Genomic DNA, 14,953 nt, shown 5'->3' with positions numbered 1-14,953 from the left:
TGCAGAGAGGTTCGTATGAAAATTGGTGTCTTCGTTCCGATTGGTAATAACGGCTGGTTGATATCCACCCATGCTCCGCAGTACATGCCGACGTTCGAACTGAATAAAGCGATCGTCCAGAAAGCGGAGCACTACCATTTTGACTTCGCCCTGTCGATGATCAAACTGCGCGGCTTCGGCGGCAAAACCGAGTTCTGGGATCATAACCTCGAATCCTTCACCTTGATGGCCGGTCTGGCGGCGGTGACCTCGCGGATCCAGATCTACGCCACCGCCGCGACGCTCACGCTGCCGCCGGCCATTGTCGCCCGCATGGCCTCCACCATCGACTCTATCTCCGGCGGCCGCTTCGGCGTCAATCTGGTGACCGGCTGGCAAAAACCGGAATATGAGCAGATGGGTATCTGGCCCGGCGACGATTACTTCGCCCGCCGCTACGACTATCTCACCGAATATGTGCAGGTGCTGCGCGATCTGTGGGGGACCGGACGCAGCGACTTTAAAGGCGACTACTTCACCATGAACGACTGCCGCGTCAGCCCGCAGCCGTCGCAGCCGATGAAAGTTATCTGCGCCGGACAGAGCGATGCGGGGATGGCCTTCTCCGCGCAGTATGCCGACTACAACTTCTGCTTCGGCAAAGGGGTCAATACGCCGACCGCCTTTGCCCCGACCGCCGCGCGCATGATGCAGGCGGCGGAAAAGACCGGCCGCGATGTTGGATCCTATGTGCTGTTTATGGTCATCGCCGATGAAACCGACGAAGCGGCCCGCGCCAGATGGGAGCACTACAAGGCGGGCGCCGATGACGAAGCGCTGGCCTGGCTCACCGAACAAAGCCAAAAAGACACCCGCTCCGGCAGCGATACCAACGTGCGGCAGATGGCCGATCCGACCTCGGCGGTCAATATCAATATGGGCACGCTGGTGGGCTCCTACGCTAGCGTCGCCCGTATGCTCGACGACGTCGCCTCCGTACCCGGCACCGACGGCGTCCTGCTCACGTTTGATGATTTTCTTTCCGGCATCGACGCCTTTGGCGAACGCATTCAGCCGCTGATGCGCTGCCGCGACCATATTGCCACCGTTACCCGCGAGGTTGCCTGATGATTACGCTTTCCGCCCGACCGGAATCCCTGACCTTTCCGGCGCAAAACAGCGCGCTGATCGTCGTCGATATGCAAAACGCCTATGCCAGCCAGGGAGGGTATCTCGACCTCGCCGGATTTGACGTCTCCGCCACCCGACCGGTTATCGACAACATTAACACCGCCGTCGCCGCGGCCCGTGCCGCCGGCATGCTGATCGTCTGGTTCCAGAACGGCTGGGACGAGGAGTATATGGAAGCCGGCGGCCCGGGTTCGCCGAACTACCACAAATCCAATGCCCTGAAGACCATGCGCCGCCGTCCTGAGCTACAGGGCAAACTGCTGGCTAAAGGCGGCTGGGATTATCAGTTGGTCGATGAGCTGCAGCCCCAGCCCGGCGATGTGGTGCTGCCGAAACCGCGCTACAGCGGCTTTTTCAACACGCAACTGGACAGCATTTTGCGCAGCCGCGGCATCCGTCATCTGATCTTTACCGGCATCGCCACCAACGTTTGCGTGGAATCGACCCTGCGCGACGGCTTCTTCCTCGAATACTTCGGCGTCGTGCTGGAAGACGCCACCCACCAGGCGGGCCCGGCCTTCGCCCAGCAGGCCGCGCTGTTCAATATTGAGACTTTCTTTGGCTGGGTCAGCGATGTCGCCAGCTTCTGCGATGCGCTGTCCCCGGCCGCGCCGCTCACTTTCCCGGAGGAGAAACGTTATGCCTAAACAGGTCATTATTCCGCCCGGCACCACCACGCCGATCGCCCCTTTTGTCCCCGGAACGCTGGCCGATGGCGTGGTGTATGTCTCCGGCACGCTGCCGTTTGATAAGCAAAATAACGTGGTGCACATCGGCGACCCAAAGGCGCAAACCCGCCACGTTCTCGACACGATCAAAACGGTGATCGAAACGGCGGGTGGCCGCATGGAGGATGTGACGTTCAACAGCATCTTTATCACCGACTGGAAAAACTACGCCGCGATTAACGAAGTCTATGCCGAGTTTTTTCCTGGCGATAAACCGGCGCGCTTCTGCATCCAGTGCGGACTGGTCAAGCCGGAGGCGTTGGTCGAGATTGCGACCGTCGCCCATATCGGAAAAGCAGCATTATGAAACTGAATATCTCTCCGGCGCCCTTTGAGGGCGCACCGACGGTCGTGCTGAGCGCCGGCCTCGGCGGCGCGGGCAGCTACTGGCTGCCGCAGCGCGCGGCGCTGGAGCAACGGTATCAACTGGTGAGCTATGATCACAACGGCACCGGCGAAAATGCCGGACCGCTGCCGGCTGACTACAGCATGGCAACCATGGCGCAGGAACTGAAGCAGGCGCTGCAGGCGGCGGGAGTCTCCCGCTTTGCCCTGGTGGGGCACGCCCTTGGGGCGCTGATTGCCCTGCAGCTGGCGCTGGACTTTCCTGACGCGGTCAGCGGCCTGGTGCTGGTCAACGGCTGGCTGACCCTGTCTCCCCACACCCGCCGCTGTTTTCAGGTACGCGAGCGTCTGCTGCACGCGGGCGGCGCCCAGGCGTGGGTTGAGGCGCAGCCTTTGTTCCTCTACCCCGCGGAGTGGATGGCCGCACGGATGCCGCGGCTGGAAGCGGAAGATGCGCTTGCGCTCAGCCATTTCCAGGGCAAGGAGAATCTGCTCAAGCGGCTGCAGGCGTTGAAGCAGGCCGACTTTTCTCGCCGGGCGTCCGCCGTGGCGTGCCCGACCCTGGTCGTCAGCGCCCATGACGATCTGCTGGTTCCCGCCTCCTGCTCGCGCACGCTACACGCGGCGATACCGGGTAGCCAGCGCTTCGAGATGGCCTGGGGCGGCCACGCCTGCAACGTGACCGATGCCGACACCTTCAACCCTATTTTATGCAACGGGCTGGCCGCCATGCTGGCCTGATATCAGGAGAATCTATGAGCGAAAGCATTAGCCAAAGCGCGCGCGACAGTCTGTTTACTCACGCCCGTACCCACAACGGCTGGCTGGATAAACCGGTCAGCGATAGCCTGCTGCACGAAATATACGATCTGATGAAAATGGGCCCGACCTCCGCCAACTGCTCCCCGGCGCGAATCGTTTTTGTCCGCACGCCGGAAGGCAAGGAGAAGCTGCGCCCGACGCTCTCCAGCGGCAACCTCGAAAAAACCCTGCGTGCGCCGGTGACCGCCATCGTGGCCTGGGATCGCGCCTTCTACGATCGTCTGCCGACGCTGTTTCCCCACGGCGATGCCCGCAGCTGGTTCACCTCCAGTCCGCAGCTGGCGGAAGAGACCGCGTTTCGCAACAGTTCCTTGCAGGCGGCGTACCTGATTTTCGCCTGCCGCGCGCTTGGGCTGGATACCGGCCCGATGTCGGGATTTGATCGCGACAAGGTCGATGCGGCGTTCTTTGCCGACAGCGGCTGGAAGAGCAACCTGTTGATCAATATCGGTTACGGCGACGAGACCCGGCTGTATGGCCGCCTGCCGCGCCTGCCCTTTGATGATGCCTGCCAGCTGGCGTAAGGAGCCACTATGTCCGTAGCGGATAAACAGAGTTTTCGTGACGCCATGGCCCAGGTCGGCGCGGCGGTCAACATTATTACCACCGATGGCCCGGCGGGTCGCGCCGGATATACCGCCAGCGCGGTCTGCAGCGTAACCGATACGCCCCCCACGCTGCTGGTCTGTCTCAACCGTTCCGCCTCGGTATGGCCGACTTTCAACCAGCATCAGGCGCTGTGCGTCAACACTCTGGCGGCAGGCCAGGAGTCGCTCTCCAACGTTTTTGGCGGTAAAACGCCGATGGCGGAACGTTTCGCCGCCGCCGAATGGCAAACCGGCCTTACTGGCTGCCCGCGCCTGGTGGATGCGCTGGTGAGTTTCGATTGTCGTATCAACCAGATAGTCAGCGTCGGCACCCACGACATTTTGTTCTGCGAAGTGGCCGCCATCGTCAGACATCCAGAGCCGCGCGGGCTGATGTGGTTCGACCGCGGTTACCACACGCTTATGCGTCCAGCCTGCTAACCTCAAACCCGGGATATCATCATGGCACTTTTCGATTTTCCTCGCTGGCAGTTGACCTCCCCTTCCGCCGCGTCCGGCGTGGTGGCCCCTGATGAACGGCTCTCCATAGGGCAAACGATGGTCATGGGCGTTCAGCACGCGGTCGCCATGTTTGGCGCCACCGTACTGATGCCGATTCTGATGGGGCTGGATCCTAACCTGGCGATTTTGCTGTCCGGGATCGGTACGCTGCTGTTTTTCGTGGTGACCGGCGGCCGGGTACCCAGCTATCTGGGTTCCAGCGCCGCCTTTATCGGCGTAGTGATTGCCGTCACCGGCTTTAATGGCCAGGGGCTCAACCCGCACCTTAGCGTCGCTCTCGGCGGCATTATCGCCTGCGGCCTGGTGTATACCCTGATTGGCGTGGTGGTGATGAAAATCGGCACCCGCTGGATTGAACGACTGATGCCGCCGGTGGTGACCGGCGCGGTGGTGATGGCTATTGGCCTCAATCTCGCGCCCATCGCCGTACACAGCGTCTCCGCCTCCGCCTTCGATGGCTGGATGGCGGTGCTGACCGTACTCTGTATCGGACTGGTGGCGGTCTTTACCCGCGGGATGATCCAGCGACTGCTGATTCTCGTCGGCCTGATCGTCGCCTGTGGGCTGTATGCGCTGCTGGCGAATGTTTTCGGACTGGGGAAAGCGCTCGATTTTACCTTACTGCACCAGGCAGCGTGGTTCGGGCTGCCGCACTTTACCGCCCCGACCTTTGACGGTCAGGCGATGATGTTGATAGCTCCGGTGGCGGTGATTCTGGTGGCGGAAAACCTCGGTCATCTGAAGGCGGTCGCCGGCATGACCGGACGCAATATGGACCCTTATATGGGACGGGCGTTCGTTGGCGATGGGCTGGCGACGATGCTCTCCGGCGCGGTTGGCGGCAGCGGCGTAACGACCTATGCGGAAAATATCGGCGTGATGGCGGTGACCAAGGTCTACTCCACCCTGGTGTTCGTTGCCGCCGCGGCGATGGCGATTCTGCTCGGTTTTTCGCCGAAGTTTGGCGCGTTGATCCACACCATTCCCGGGCCGGTTATCGGCGGCGCGTCGATCGTGGTCTTTGGCTTGATTGCGGTCGCCGGTGCCCGTATCTGGGTCCAGAATCGGGTTGACCTGAGTCAGAACAGCAATCTGATCATGGTGGCGGTCACGCTGGTACTCGGGGCCGGAGATTTTGCTCTGTCGCTGGGCGGTTTTACCCTTGGCGGGATCGGTACGGCCACCTTCGGCGCCATTTTACTTCACGCGCTGCTTAACCGCCGCGCGCGTGAAGCGCAACAGCCCGACGTCACTCCCGTTTAAACCTCAGCGGGCAATAAAAACCGCCGGCGGATGCCGGCGGCGAGGAGGATGTGGCTGGCGCCAGGAAGCGTAAAGCCACATTGAAGACAGTCAGCCGCATGGATCAGCTATGACGATTGCCGTGACTGTTTTTTCCCCCTTTTTTACCTGCTTCCGAGGCGCGCTCGGGATCGTTTTTGAAGTTGCCCCCGCTATGCTGGCCACCCTTACGACCTGCTTCTGATGCTCTTTCACGATCCTCAGCAAAGTTGCCGGAACCGCCACGATGGTTTGCCATCACTGACCTCCACTTGGTTAGACATCATCTTGCGCTGCGTACAATACGAGGCCGCAACCCGGCGGCATCTGGCATGACCATTTTTCGTATTGCGTACTGTTAAGCGTAGTGAATGAAACTCATTTACCAGGTAAATAGTAATATTCTGTAATATTTTGACGCCGACGACAGATTTAGCGCCGCCCGCGCCGCGCTAAGCGGCTCTTATGGCTGATGAAAAGCGGGCAGATAAAGATGTTTCTTTTTGCGACAAACGCATTCTTTGCAATTTTGTTATAAATCAAATAAATGATTGTTAGATTTGCACTCTTAGCCAGAGGCCTTATCTTTAAAGGTAGCCAGTCGCTTGACTGATCTTTAACGCAACCGAGGAGTGATGCAAATGGCTAAAATTCTGGTGCTTTATTATTCAATGTATGGACACATCGAAACCATGGCTCATGCCGTCGCCGAAGGTGCAAACAAAGTCGACGGCGTTGAGGTGGTCGTGAAGCGCGTGCCGGAAACTATGCAAGCTGAGGCGTTTGCCAAAGCAGGCGGGAAAACGCAGAATGCGCCCGTCGCCACGCCGCAGGAACTGGCAGAGTATGATGCTATCATCTTTGGTACCCCCACCCGTTTCGGCAATATGTCCGGACAAATGCGCACCTTCCTCGATCAGACCGGCGGTCTGTGGGCATCGGGCGCACTGTACGGCAAACTGGCCAGCGTCTTTAGTTCTACCGGTACCGGCGGTGGACAAGAGCAGACCATTACCTCTACCTGGACAACGCTTGCCCATCACGGGATGGTGATTGTGCCTATCGGCTACGGCGCCCAGGAGCTTTTTGATGTGTCAACGGTGCGCGGCGGCACTCCGTATGGCGCAACCACTATCGCCGGCGGAGACGGTTCCCGTCAGCCAAGTCAGGAAGAGCTGGCGATCGCCCGCTATCAGGGTGAACATGTCGCAGGACTGGCAGTTAAACTACACGGCTAACCTTCAGCAGGAGGATTTGCATGCCAACTCAAGAAGCGAAAGCCCACCATGTGGGCGAATGGGCAAGTTTACGAAATACCTCTTTAGAGATCGCCGAAGCGATTTTTGAATTAGCCAATTACGATGAAAAGTTAGCAGAAAAAATTTGGGAAGAAGGCAGCGATGAAGTGCTGTCTTTGGCCTTCGCGAAAACGGATAAAGACGCCCTTTTCTGGGGCGAACAGACCATCGAGCGCAAAAACGTGTAACCCGGTGTGCCCGGCGCATGGCCGGGCCAGTAAAATCATCCCCGGACCGGCCAGCCATGGTCGGTCCGTTTTTTCTATTTCGCCGCGTCGTTCATCACCTGTTTAAACGTCGCCATCGGACAGAAGCCGTTGGCATCCACCGGACAGCCGTTCAGCGCCAGGGTCACCCGCTGCGGCGGGGATTGCAGGGTTAAGGTTTCGGCATTGCGCAGCTGCGCCGTGCTTTGATATACATACTCGATTTTCATCAGATCGCGGTTGGCGCCGCTATCATGCCAGCGCTGGAAAACGATTTTTCCGCCGATCGGGGTACGCTCATACTGGTCATGCAGCTGATAAGGCTTGAAGTTCAGCGCCGTCAACAGCGAGGCAATATTCGAATCGTGCCCGACCAGCAGCGTCACTTTCGCCGCCTGAGCGGGATCGCTGACCAGCGCTTTATCGATATATTGCACCAGCGGTTTAGCCACGTTGCGCGCCACCTCCGCCGAGGTGAACAGGCTATCCTGATAGCCGTTTTTCAGCTTCGACAGCACCTGCCACTGTTTGTCGGTTTTTATCTCGCCCCACGCCACCTGATCCAGCGGATAGCCTTCGTAATACTGCAACGTAAAGGCATCAACCAGCGAATTGCCCACCTTTAACGGCCCGGAAACGCCCGGTTCCTGCTGATATTTTGCGCTGAAGGTGTCTTTGCCATCGCTCAGAGAACACGGCTGCTTCTCTTTGCAGGAGGGAGAATTCTGATAGTCCGTCATCGCTTCAAGCAGCTTGTAGCTGTCGGCCAGCTGCATGGTCTGCCGCTCTTTTTCCATCGCCTGTACGGCTTTTTCGCTGAAGGCGGCGGAATCGTCGGTAATCACCGGATTAAACGTCGGGTCCATGGTGCCCATTTGCGGCTGGTGATGCACCGTGACGCCGCAGCCGGGGAAGGCGCCGGTAATAAAGAACTGCGCGGTCGCCACCGTACGTTGCAGACTGTTGGCATAGGCGTAAACCGTATTTTCCGGCGGACACTCACCGCGGGTGACCAGCCCCTGCTGCGCCAGCCATTCACGCATATAGTGCCCCATGTAGACCTCAAGCACGCCGCCCTTGGTCGTCAGCTGACCGCCGGGCACATCCCACTCCGGCCATGATTTCGGCGTCGACTGTTCCAGCACGCTGCCGTTGTTGGCCAGCGGCGCGCGCAGGTTGTGGCGACTCATGATCAACACCTGCTGTAGCTGATAGCCCTGCGGTGCCGTCTGTTCCTCTGCCTGGGCTGCCGTCGATAACAATATGGCGCCGGCCACGACGCTGGCGAGTAGACTCTTTTGCATCCCTTAATCCTCAGTCAGTGATTATCATCGCTTACATTGTGACAAATTGATGACATTTTTCCGCACGACGGCTCGCAAACTCGCGCAACGGGAGAAACTTTTCTCCGTCCAGGGAAATAGTTTTATAATAAAACAACTGAATCCACAGGAGCTCTCGTGAAACGTACCCGTCTGGAAAACAGCAGTTGCCCTATTGCCCGCTCACTTGACGTCATTGGCGACTGGTGGTCGCTACTCATTGTCCGCGATGCCCTGGGGGGCACCCGGCGCTTCAGCGAATTTCAAAAGCACCTCGGCATTGCTAAAAACATGCTCGCCGGGCGGCTAAAAATGCTGGTGGAAGAAGGTATTCTGACGATGCAGCCCGCTTCGGACGGCAGCGCGTGGCAGGAGTATGTGCTTACCGAAAAGGGACGCGGCCTGCAAACTGTGCTGGTGGCGCTGGCGCAATGGGCTGACGAATATCTGTTGACGCCCGACGAACCCACCACCGTGTTAATTGATAATCTCACGCGCCAGCCGCTGCGCAAACTGGTGCTGCAGGCCGCCGATGGCCGGACGCTCCAGCCCGACGACATTACCGCCCGACTTCAAGTAACAGATTGATTTTAATTATTATTAACTTTTAATCATTTCTCATAATAAAATAATCCTCGTCAATTGGTTGCATTATTAAACTATTTAACTCATGCTAAAATTGGTTTAATAATGAAACCTTATTACTTGAGGTAACGCCATGACGACCCCTTCTCATACCGCTTTAATTACCGGCGCATCATCCGGTATCGGCGCCCTCTATGCCGAACGTCTCGCCGCTCGCGGCTATCACCTGATTCTGGTCGCGCGCCGCGAAGAACGTTTGCAGGCTCTCGCCAAAGAGTTGCAAAGCCAGTATGGCATCCGGTCCGACGTGCTAAAGGCAGACCTGAGCGAAGAGAGCGGTATCCGCGCCGTTGAAGCGCGTCTGCAGGCAGATCCGACGATCGCGCTGGTGATTAACAACGCCGGCACGGCGAAAATGGGAGGATTGCTGACCACGGATGTGCGCGAGCATCAAATGATTCATACCCTGAATACCACCGCTCTGCTGCGCCTGAGCTATGCCGCGCTGGCCGCCTTCAGCCCTCGCGGTCAGGGGACGCTTATCAATATCGCCTCAATCCTTGCGCTGCATGCGCTACCGGGCAGCGCCGTCTACAGCGCCAGCAAGGCGTGGGTGCTGAGCTTTACCCGTGCGCTTCAGGAGGAGTTTGCCGACAGCGGTTTGCGTATTCAGGCGGTACTCCCGGCGGCAACCGCGACGGACCTGTGGCCGACCTCCGGCGTCGCACTTGACGCGCTGCCCGCTGGCTCGGTGATGACCACGGAAGATCTGGTAGACGCGGCGCTCAGCGGGCTTGATCAGGGCGAAAATATCACCCTGCCGCCGGTCCACGATCTGGCGCTCTGGAGTCATTTCGACCAGGCGCGACTCGCGCTGTTTGGCAGCGCGCGCAACGGCCAGCCGGCGCCGCGCTATCGCCGGAGTTAACGTTTGAGCTGGTGGCCGTGCTGGGTCATCCACGCCCCCTTCGGCGACTGGGGCGAAGCGGAGTGGGATCGATTGATGAATCTCAACCTCAAAGGCCCGTTCTTCCTGCTACAGGCGCTGCTGCCGCGCGGTATCCGGGTGAATGGCCTGAGTCCGGGTCCCGTGCACACTCCGGCGCTGGATAAGCTGGGCCTCAGCGCCCAGGCCCTGAGCGACCTGCAGGAGGAGATCAAAAACCTGGTGCCGCCAGGACGGATGGGCACGCCGCAGGAGCTGGCCAACGCCGCCCTGTATCTGGCATCGGATGAGTCCAGCTACGTACCCGGCAGCGAACTGCGGGTGGATGGCGGTACGGGAAATCACTGACCCGACGGCGGCGGGCGTTACTCCGGTAGCGGTACCGCCGCCAGCGTGCAGATGGCCTCATGTTCGCCGCCGCGGCGATCGACCATCACCACTTTGTCTCCCGCTTTTTTACCTTCACAAGGTTTTAGCACCTGATCGACGATGCGTTCGCGGGTTTGTTGGCGATCGGGCTCCGCCGCGACGGCAAATGAAGCCAGGATAAGAGTCAGCCCAACCAGGCCGACGATATGTTGATTACGCATGCATTACTCTCAGACAATTCTTACTCAAATGCAGGGTATCAGCCTGCGGATCCCACGTCTGTAAAATCACTTAACGGAGTGTTACCCGCCCGACAAAACGGCGCTGCTGCGCCGGTCAGTATGATTTTATCATTCTGATTTTTTTCGATTTTAACAAAAAAGCGAGTCATATTTCGGACACATCCTGATGCTATCTTACACGTAACTTAATAGAGTTCATGGTTTTCAACTCAAGCCCAGGATCGCTTATGTCTGGTATTATTCTCATTGTTGTCGCGGTCATTTTGCTGGGAGTGGCGATTTACAGTCTGGTGTCATACGTCAAAGAACGCCGCGCCAGCCAGCTCCCGACCCATAAGAAGAAAAAATAGCCCCTCTCGATACGCCACGTTGCGCCGCCACATTGTGTCACGACGCATCACAAAAGAATAAAAGCAGGCATTATGCCTGCTTTTATTCTTTTCTTCCTGCCCGGCCTGAACGGTGACGACTCCCCGACCAGCTCCGCTTTGTAAGCATCGCACTGCGGCGAAAACAACGGGTCAGCCACGCCAGATACATCAGCGCCTCACCCGGGCAACAAAACCAATAAAACCGCAGGCGACGCCGATCCGTAGCCCCGGTAAGCACCGCGCAACCGGGGGATTCTCCGCTGCGAACTACAGCTCCAGCTCGCGCTGCAATAACCCGGCGATGGCCTCGCTGCTGTCGGCGGTGACCAGCGCGTGACGAAACGTCTCATGCATAATGCGCCGCGCCAGACGAGAGAAGATACGCATATGCTGATCTCCGGCGGCATGCTTATTGAGGGTCAGCATAATCACAAATTGCGCTTCGTCATCTCCCCACGCCACCGGCCGGGCCAGACGAGCCACGCTGATGGTGGACTGCTCAATATGCTCCGACTTGCTGTGCGGAATGGCAAAGCTGAAGCCCAGCCCGGTCGAAAATACCGCTTCACGCGCCCAGAGGTCGGCCTCCAGCTTACGCGGGTAGCGGCAACGCCCCGCCAGCAGCAGATTATCGGTCATGCCTTTCAGCACCTCTTCTTTACTGCGCCAGTCGCTGTTTAAGGTAATGCACTGCGTGGTAATCAGCGGCGCGTCCTGCTGGGTCATGCGGAACTGGGCTAATACGTGTTCCACCTCCAGCGAGGTGCGACACTGCATGGCCTGGTTCAAAAGCTGACGGCAGGCCCGACTGTCCAGCCGCGCCAGACGCGCTTTCGTCGCCGGGATCGCCGGCGCGCTCATGCTCAGTTCATCCAGCCCAAGCCCCACCAGCAGCGGCAGCACCGAGCCTTTCGCCCCCAGTTCACCGCACAGGCCGATCCATTTCCCCTGTCGATGTACCGCCTGCACGGCGTAGTCCAGCGCGCGCAAAAAAGCCGGATTGAGGCTGTTGTAGTGGCGCTTGACCTTGCTGTTATCGCGATCCACCGCCAGCAGATACTGCGTCAGGTCGTTGCTGCCGATACTGAAAAAATCGATCTCTTCGCAACACTGGTCGATGATAAACATCACCGACGGCACTTCCAGCATGATACCCAACGGGATTTTCTCATCGAACGGAATATGTTCATCGCGCAGGGATTGCCTGGCTTCGGCCAGTCTTTCTTTCACCCACAAAACCTCCTCCATCGAGGAGATCATCGGAATCATAATTTTCAGCGGACCGTGCGCCGAGGCACGCAGAATGGCCCTGAGCTGCGTGCGAAACAGCGTCTGGTACTCTTCGTAAATTCGCACCGCGCGATAGCCGAGGAAGGGGTTGTTTTCCGCCGGGATATTAAGATAGGCCACCGGCTTATCGCCCCCGATATCCATCGTGCGAATAATCATGCTGCGACCGTTCGCCGGTTCCAGCGCCTGGCAAAAAATATTATAAAGTTCATCTTCAGACGGCGCGCCGGGCCGGTCCATATACAGCATTTCGGTACGAAACAGGCCCACCGCCTGCGCGCCGTTGCCAAACGCTGCGGCGGCTTCAACGGAGTGGGCAATATTGGCCGCCACCTCCAGACGCAGCCCATCTTTTGTCACTCCGTCTTTATCAAGCCACGCCTGCTGCTGATGACGTAACTGCGCCGCAGCCCAGGCCTCCTGCTGGTAGTAACGCGTCACCGCTTCATCAGGGTTCACCGCCACCAGCCCGGCATTGCCGTCGATGTATACCGGTTGCCCCACCCACGGCTGCAGCGCCGCCATCTCCACGCCAACCAGAGTCGGAATATTAAAAGAACGCGCCAGAATCACGGTATGCGAGGTGGTCCCGCCGCTGCTCAGCAGCAGGCCTTTCAGCCGCGTTTTATCCAGTTCCAGAAACTGGCTGGGCGTTAACTCATCGGCAAGACAAATCGCCGGGACGGTCAGCTTACCCGGGGCCGGGAAACGGGATTCGCCGTAGATATGCTGCAGGAGCTGGAAGCAGACATCGCGTACGTCCAGCACTCGCTCCTGTAAATAGCGGTTGCCGGAGCCACTGAACTGAGCGCAGAAGTGCTCGCCGCTGGCGACAATCGCCTGGGCGCAGCTCAGGCCGGTCAGCAGCCCGCCAAGCAGATGCTGGCGTAGAGAAGCATCCGTCGCCAGCGAACGATGCGCCTCCAGAATGGCGCCGGCGGTTCCGTCGTTATCCAGCAGCCGCAGCTCGATATTTTTAACCAGCAGCAGCAAACCTTGATCCAGCAGCGCCTGCTCGTGCTCAACATTCCCGGCAGCTGGCAGCGGGCCCGGGTCGCGCAGATCGAAGGATTTCAGATGGATAAGCATGCCCCCTGCGCTCCCGGCACACACCGGCAGTCCGTGGAACAGGAGGGGATTCAGCCGCGACAGCGATTCCGGAACCGGCTGAACCTCCATGCTTTCCGCCGTCGGCAACGGCGTATCGCAGTGCGGAAATTGATCGTCAATAAATGCCGACAGCGCAGCAAACGCCCGCTGCTCATCCTCACCGCTGATCATTAACTGGCACTCATCGCCCTGTATGGTGTTGGTTGCAATAATGGCCAGCGCGCTTTTCGCATTGCCGCGCAGGTCGCTGCGCGTATTCCACCAGTCAATAGCAGACACAAAGGTATTGCATAGCGTTTCCACCACACTGGCCGGACGAGCGTGGACGCCATTTGGCAAATCGCAACGAAATTTAATGACCTGGGCCATTGGCTTTCTCCTGAGCAAGACATCATGGCCTCAACGGTAAAGAAAGCACGCGGCCGGGACTACGCGAGAAAAGAGTGAATTACTGGAAAATTGTACACAGAGATCTTTTTTATGTTCCGCATCACAAATCTCTCTTTTTGTCGTGATCTGACCCTATATCACTTAAGATTTGAGATGGATCGCAATTTCGCGCGCATCTTACAAATATCCAGTAAATGCACTTTTTCTCTACTGTTTTCTCCCCCGCCATTTTCCTACTGTTGAAGCAACAATACTGTCACGAGCGATACCGCGCTCAGGAGCAAGCAATGAACGAACTGGTGCAAATACTAAAAAATACACGCCAGCATCTCATGACCGGCGTCTCACATATGATCCCCTTTGTGGTCTCCGGGGGGATCCTGCTCGCCGTCTCGGTCATGCTGTACGGCAAGGGCGCCGTGCCCGATAGCGCGACGGATCCCAACCTGAAAAAACTGTTTGATATTGGCGTCGCCGGACTGACCCTGATGGTGCCTTTTCTGGCGGCCTATATCGGCTACTCCATTTCTGACCGCGCGGCGCTGGCGCCCTGCGCCATTGGTGCGTGGGTCGGCAACAGTTTTGGCGCCGGTTTTTTCGGTGCCCTGATCGCCGGGATGATCGGCGGTCTGGTGGTTTACTACCTGAAGAAAATCCCCGTCCACAAAGTACTGCGCTCCGTGATGCCCATTTTTGTGATCCCCATTATCGGCACCTTTATTACGGCCGGGATCATGATGTGGGGGCTGGGAGAGCCTGTCGGCGCGCTCACCGCCAGTCTGACGACCTGGCTGCAAAGCATGCGCGAGGGCAGCATCGTGCTCCTCGCCATCATTATGGGGCTGATGCTGGCCTTCGACATGGGTGGCCCGGTCAATAAAGTGGCCTACGCCTTCATGCTGATCTGCGTCTCCCAGGGCGTGTATACCGTGGTGGCTATCGCTGCCGTCGGGATCGCGGTGCCGCCGCTGGGCATGGGTCTGGCGACGCTGATCGGTCGCAAATATTTCACCCCGGAGGAGCGAGAAACGGGCAAGGCCGCCCTGGTCATGGGCTGCGTTGGCATATCGGAAGGCGCCATCCCCTTCGCGGCCGCCGACCCGCTGCGCGTTATCCCGTCGATCATGATTGGCGCCGCCAGCGGTTGCGTGACGACCGCTCTGCTCGGCGTTCAATGCTACGCCGGCTGGGGTGGACTGATTGTCCTGCCGGTGGTTCAGGGTAAAGGCGGGTTCATCATCGGCCTGCTGGTCGGGGCATTTGTCTGCGCCGCCTGCGTCATCGTGCTTAAAGCTCTCACGAAGAAGAAAGCGCCAGAAGCCAAAGCCAATGACGAACTGGATCTTGATTTCGAAATTAACTGAAACGT

The 14,953-nt window shown here is 58.5% G+C and carries 17 protein-coding genes and 1 pseudogene; 14 read left to right on the top strand and 4 right to left on the bottom strand.

The genetic code is table 11. The features are described 5' to 3' along the window. Positions 1 to 15: 15 nt before the first annotated feature. Genes rutA through rutG form a run of 7 tightly spaced genes read left to right on the top strand, consistent with a single transcriptional unit; the run spans position 16 to position 5,437 of the window. Positions 16 to 1,107, top strand: coding sequence for a pyrimidine utilization protein A (rutA, locus tag FNY10_RS04475; RefSeq protein WP_160704059.1), 1,092 nt, complete (start codon positions 16 to 18; stop codon positions 1,105 to 1,107). Continuing rightward, positions 1,107 to 1,817 carry a pyrimidine utilization protein B gene (rutB, locus tag FNY10_RS04470; protein WP_100685724.1) on the top strand — a complete coding sequence of 237 codons (711 nt, stop codon included), beginning with the start codon at positions 1,107 to 1,109 and terminating at the stop codon, positions 1,815 to 1,817. The genes rutA and rutB overlap by 1 nt, the downstream gene beginning before the upstream one ends. Beyond that, positions 1,810 to 2,205, top strand: coding sequence for a pyrimidine utilization protein C (rutC, locus tag FNY10_RS04465; RefSeq protein ID WP_131048427.1), 396 nt, complete (start codon positions 1,810 to 1,812; stop codon positions 2,203 to 2,205). The genes rutB and rutC overlap by 8 nt, the downstream gene beginning before the upstream one ends. Next, the gene (gene rutD / locus FNY10_RS04460) at positions 2,199 to 2,984 is read left to right on the top strand and encodes a pyrimidine utilization protein D (RefSeq protein WP_160704061.1); all 786 of its coding nucleotides are present in this window, start codon (positions 2,199 to 2,201) and stop codon (positions 2,982 to 2,984) included. Before rutC ends, rutD begins: the two co-directional genes overlap by 7 nt. Before the next feature lie 14 nt (positions 2,985 to 2,998). Continuing rightward, on the top strand, positions 2,999 to 3,589 hold the full coding sequence (locus FNY10_RS04455) for a malonic semialdehyde reductase (RefSeq protein ID WP_131048426.1): 591 nt from the start codon (positions 2,999 to 3,001) through the stop codon (positions 3,587 to 3,589). A gap of 9 nt (positions 3,590 to 3,598) precedes the next feature. Next, positions 3,599 to 4,093 (top strand): NADH-dependent FMN reductase RutF, encoded by a 495-nt coding sequence (gene rutF / locus FNY10_RS04450; RefSeq protein WP_160703860.1) that lies wholly within the window; start codon positions 3,599 to 3,601, stop codon positions 4,091 to 4,093. A gap of 21 nt (positions 4,094 to 4,114) precedes the next feature. Next, complete coding sequence (rutG, locus tag FNY10_RS04445) at positions 4,115 to 5,437, top strand: pyrimidine utilization transport protein G (RefSeq protein WP_131048424.1); 1,323 nt, start codon at positions 4,115 to 4,117, stop codon at positions 5,435 to 5,437. 103 nt (positions 5,438 to 5,540) lie between these two features. Here rutG and FNY10_RS04440 read toward each other — a convergent pair whose 3' ends face one another. Next, positions 5,541 to 5,714, bottom strand: a complete 174-nt coding sequence (locus FNY10_RS04440; RefSeq protein WP_100685729.1) for a general stress protein — start codon at positions 5,712 to 5,714, stop codon at positions 5,541 to 5,543. Between the two features lie 382 nt (positions 5,715 to 6,096). On the opposite strand from FNY10_RS04440, the gene wrbA reads away from it, so the two are divergent. Both wrbA and FNY10_RS04430 read left to right on the top strand, forming a co-directional pair. Then, positions 6,097 to 6,693 (top strand): NAD(P)H:quinone oxidoreductase, encoded by a 597-nt coding sequence (gene wrbA / locus FNY10_RS04435; RefSeq protein ID WP_100685730.1) that lies wholly within the window; start codon positions 6,097 to 6,099, stop codon positions 6,691 to 6,693. Between the two features lie 20 nt (positions 6,694 to 6,713). Further along, positions 6,714 to 6,941 (top strand): YccJ family protein, encoded by a 228-nt coding sequence (locus FNY10_RS04430; RefSeq protein WP_131048423.1) that lies wholly within the window; start codon positions 6,714 to 6,716, stop codon positions 6,939 to 6,941. A 74-nt stretch (positions 6,942 to 7,015) separates the two neighbouring features. Here the strand turns inward: FNY10_RS04430 and agp are convergent, their stop codons facing one another. Beyond that, the gene (agp, locus tag FNY10_RS04425; RefSeq protein ID WP_160703862.1) at positions 7,016 to 8,263 is read right to left on the bottom strand and encodes a bifunctional glucose-1-phosphatase/inositol phosphatase; all 1,248 of its coding nucleotides are present in this window, start codon (positions 8,261 to 8,263) and stop codon (positions 7,016 to 7,018) included. Between the two features lie 156 nt (positions 8,264 to 8,419). On the opposite strand from agp, the gene FNY10_RS04420 reads away from it, so the two are divergent. The 3 genes and pseudogenes from FNY10_RS04420 to FNY10_RS04410 all read left to right on the top strand — a co-directional run. Continuing rightward, positions 8,420 to 8,869, top strand: coding sequence for a winged helix-turn-helix transcriptional regulator (locus FNY10_RS04420; protein WP_160703864.1), 450 nt, complete (start codon positions 8,420 to 8,422; stop codon positions 8,867 to 8,869). A 130-nt stretch (positions 8,870 to 8,999) separates the two neighbouring features. Then, a complete protein-coding gene (locus tag FNY10_RS04415; RefSeq protein ID WP_160703866.1) occupies positions 9,000 to 9,794 on the top strand; it encodes an SDR family NAD(P)-dependent oxidoreductase in 795 nt (264 codons plus the stop codon). Positions 9,795 to 9,818: 24 nt separating this feature from the next. Beyond that, positions 9,819 to 10,160: pseudogene (locus FNY10_RS04410) on the top strand (SDR family oxidoreductase); the annotation flags it as partial. Positions 10,161 to 10,177: 17 nt separating this feature from the next. Here FNY10_RS04410 and FNY10_RS04405 read toward each other — a convergent pair. Beyond that, the gene (locus FNY10_RS04405) at positions 10,178 to 10,402 is read right to left on the bottom strand and encodes a hypothetical protein (RefSeq protein WP_100685735.1); all 225 of its coding nucleotides are present in this window, start codon (positions 10,400 to 10,402) and stop codon (positions 10,178 to 10,180) included. Positions 10,403 to 10,650: 248 nt separating this feature from the next. Here FNY10_RS04405 and FNY10_RS04400 point away from each other — a divergent pair, with 248 nt between their 5' ends. Then, positions 10,651 to 10,773 (top strand): small membrane protein, encoded by a 123-nt coding sequence (locus FNY10_RS04400; RefSeq protein WP_004860391.1) that lies wholly within the window; start codon positions 10,651 to 10,653, stop codon positions 10,771 to 10,773. Between the two features lie 288 nt (positions 10,774 to 11,061). Here FNY10_RS04400 and ptsP read toward each other — a convergent pair whose 3' ends face one another. Next, positions 11,062 to 13,563 carry a phosphoenolpyruvate--protein phosphotransferase gene (gene ptsP, locus FNY10_RS04395; protein ID WP_160703868.1) on the bottom strand — a complete coding sequence of 834 codons (2,502 nt, stop codon included), beginning with the start codon at positions 13,561 to 13,563 and terminating at the stop codon, positions 11,062 to 11,064. A 308-nt stretch (positions 13,564 to 13,871) separates the two neighbouring features. Here ptsP and FNY10_RS04390 point away from each other — a divergent pair, with 308 nt between their 5' ends. After that, positions 13,872 to 14,948, top strand: a complete 1,077-nt coding sequence (locus tag FNY10_RS04390) for a PTS fructose transporter subunit EIIC (RefSeq protein ID WP_160703870.1) — start codon at positions 13,872 to 13,874, stop codon at positions 14,946 to 14,948. Positions 14,949 to 14,953: the final 5 nt, after the last annotated feature.

It is taken from the genome of Klebsiella sp. Lac1 (assembly GCF_009825425.1).
Lineage (GTDB): Bacteria > Pseudomonadota > Gammaproteobacteria > Enterobacterales > Enterobacteriaceae > Klebsiella > Klebsiella electrica.
Note: the sequence above shows the minus strand (reverse complement) of the source record. Positions and strands in the feature narration are given on the sequence as shown.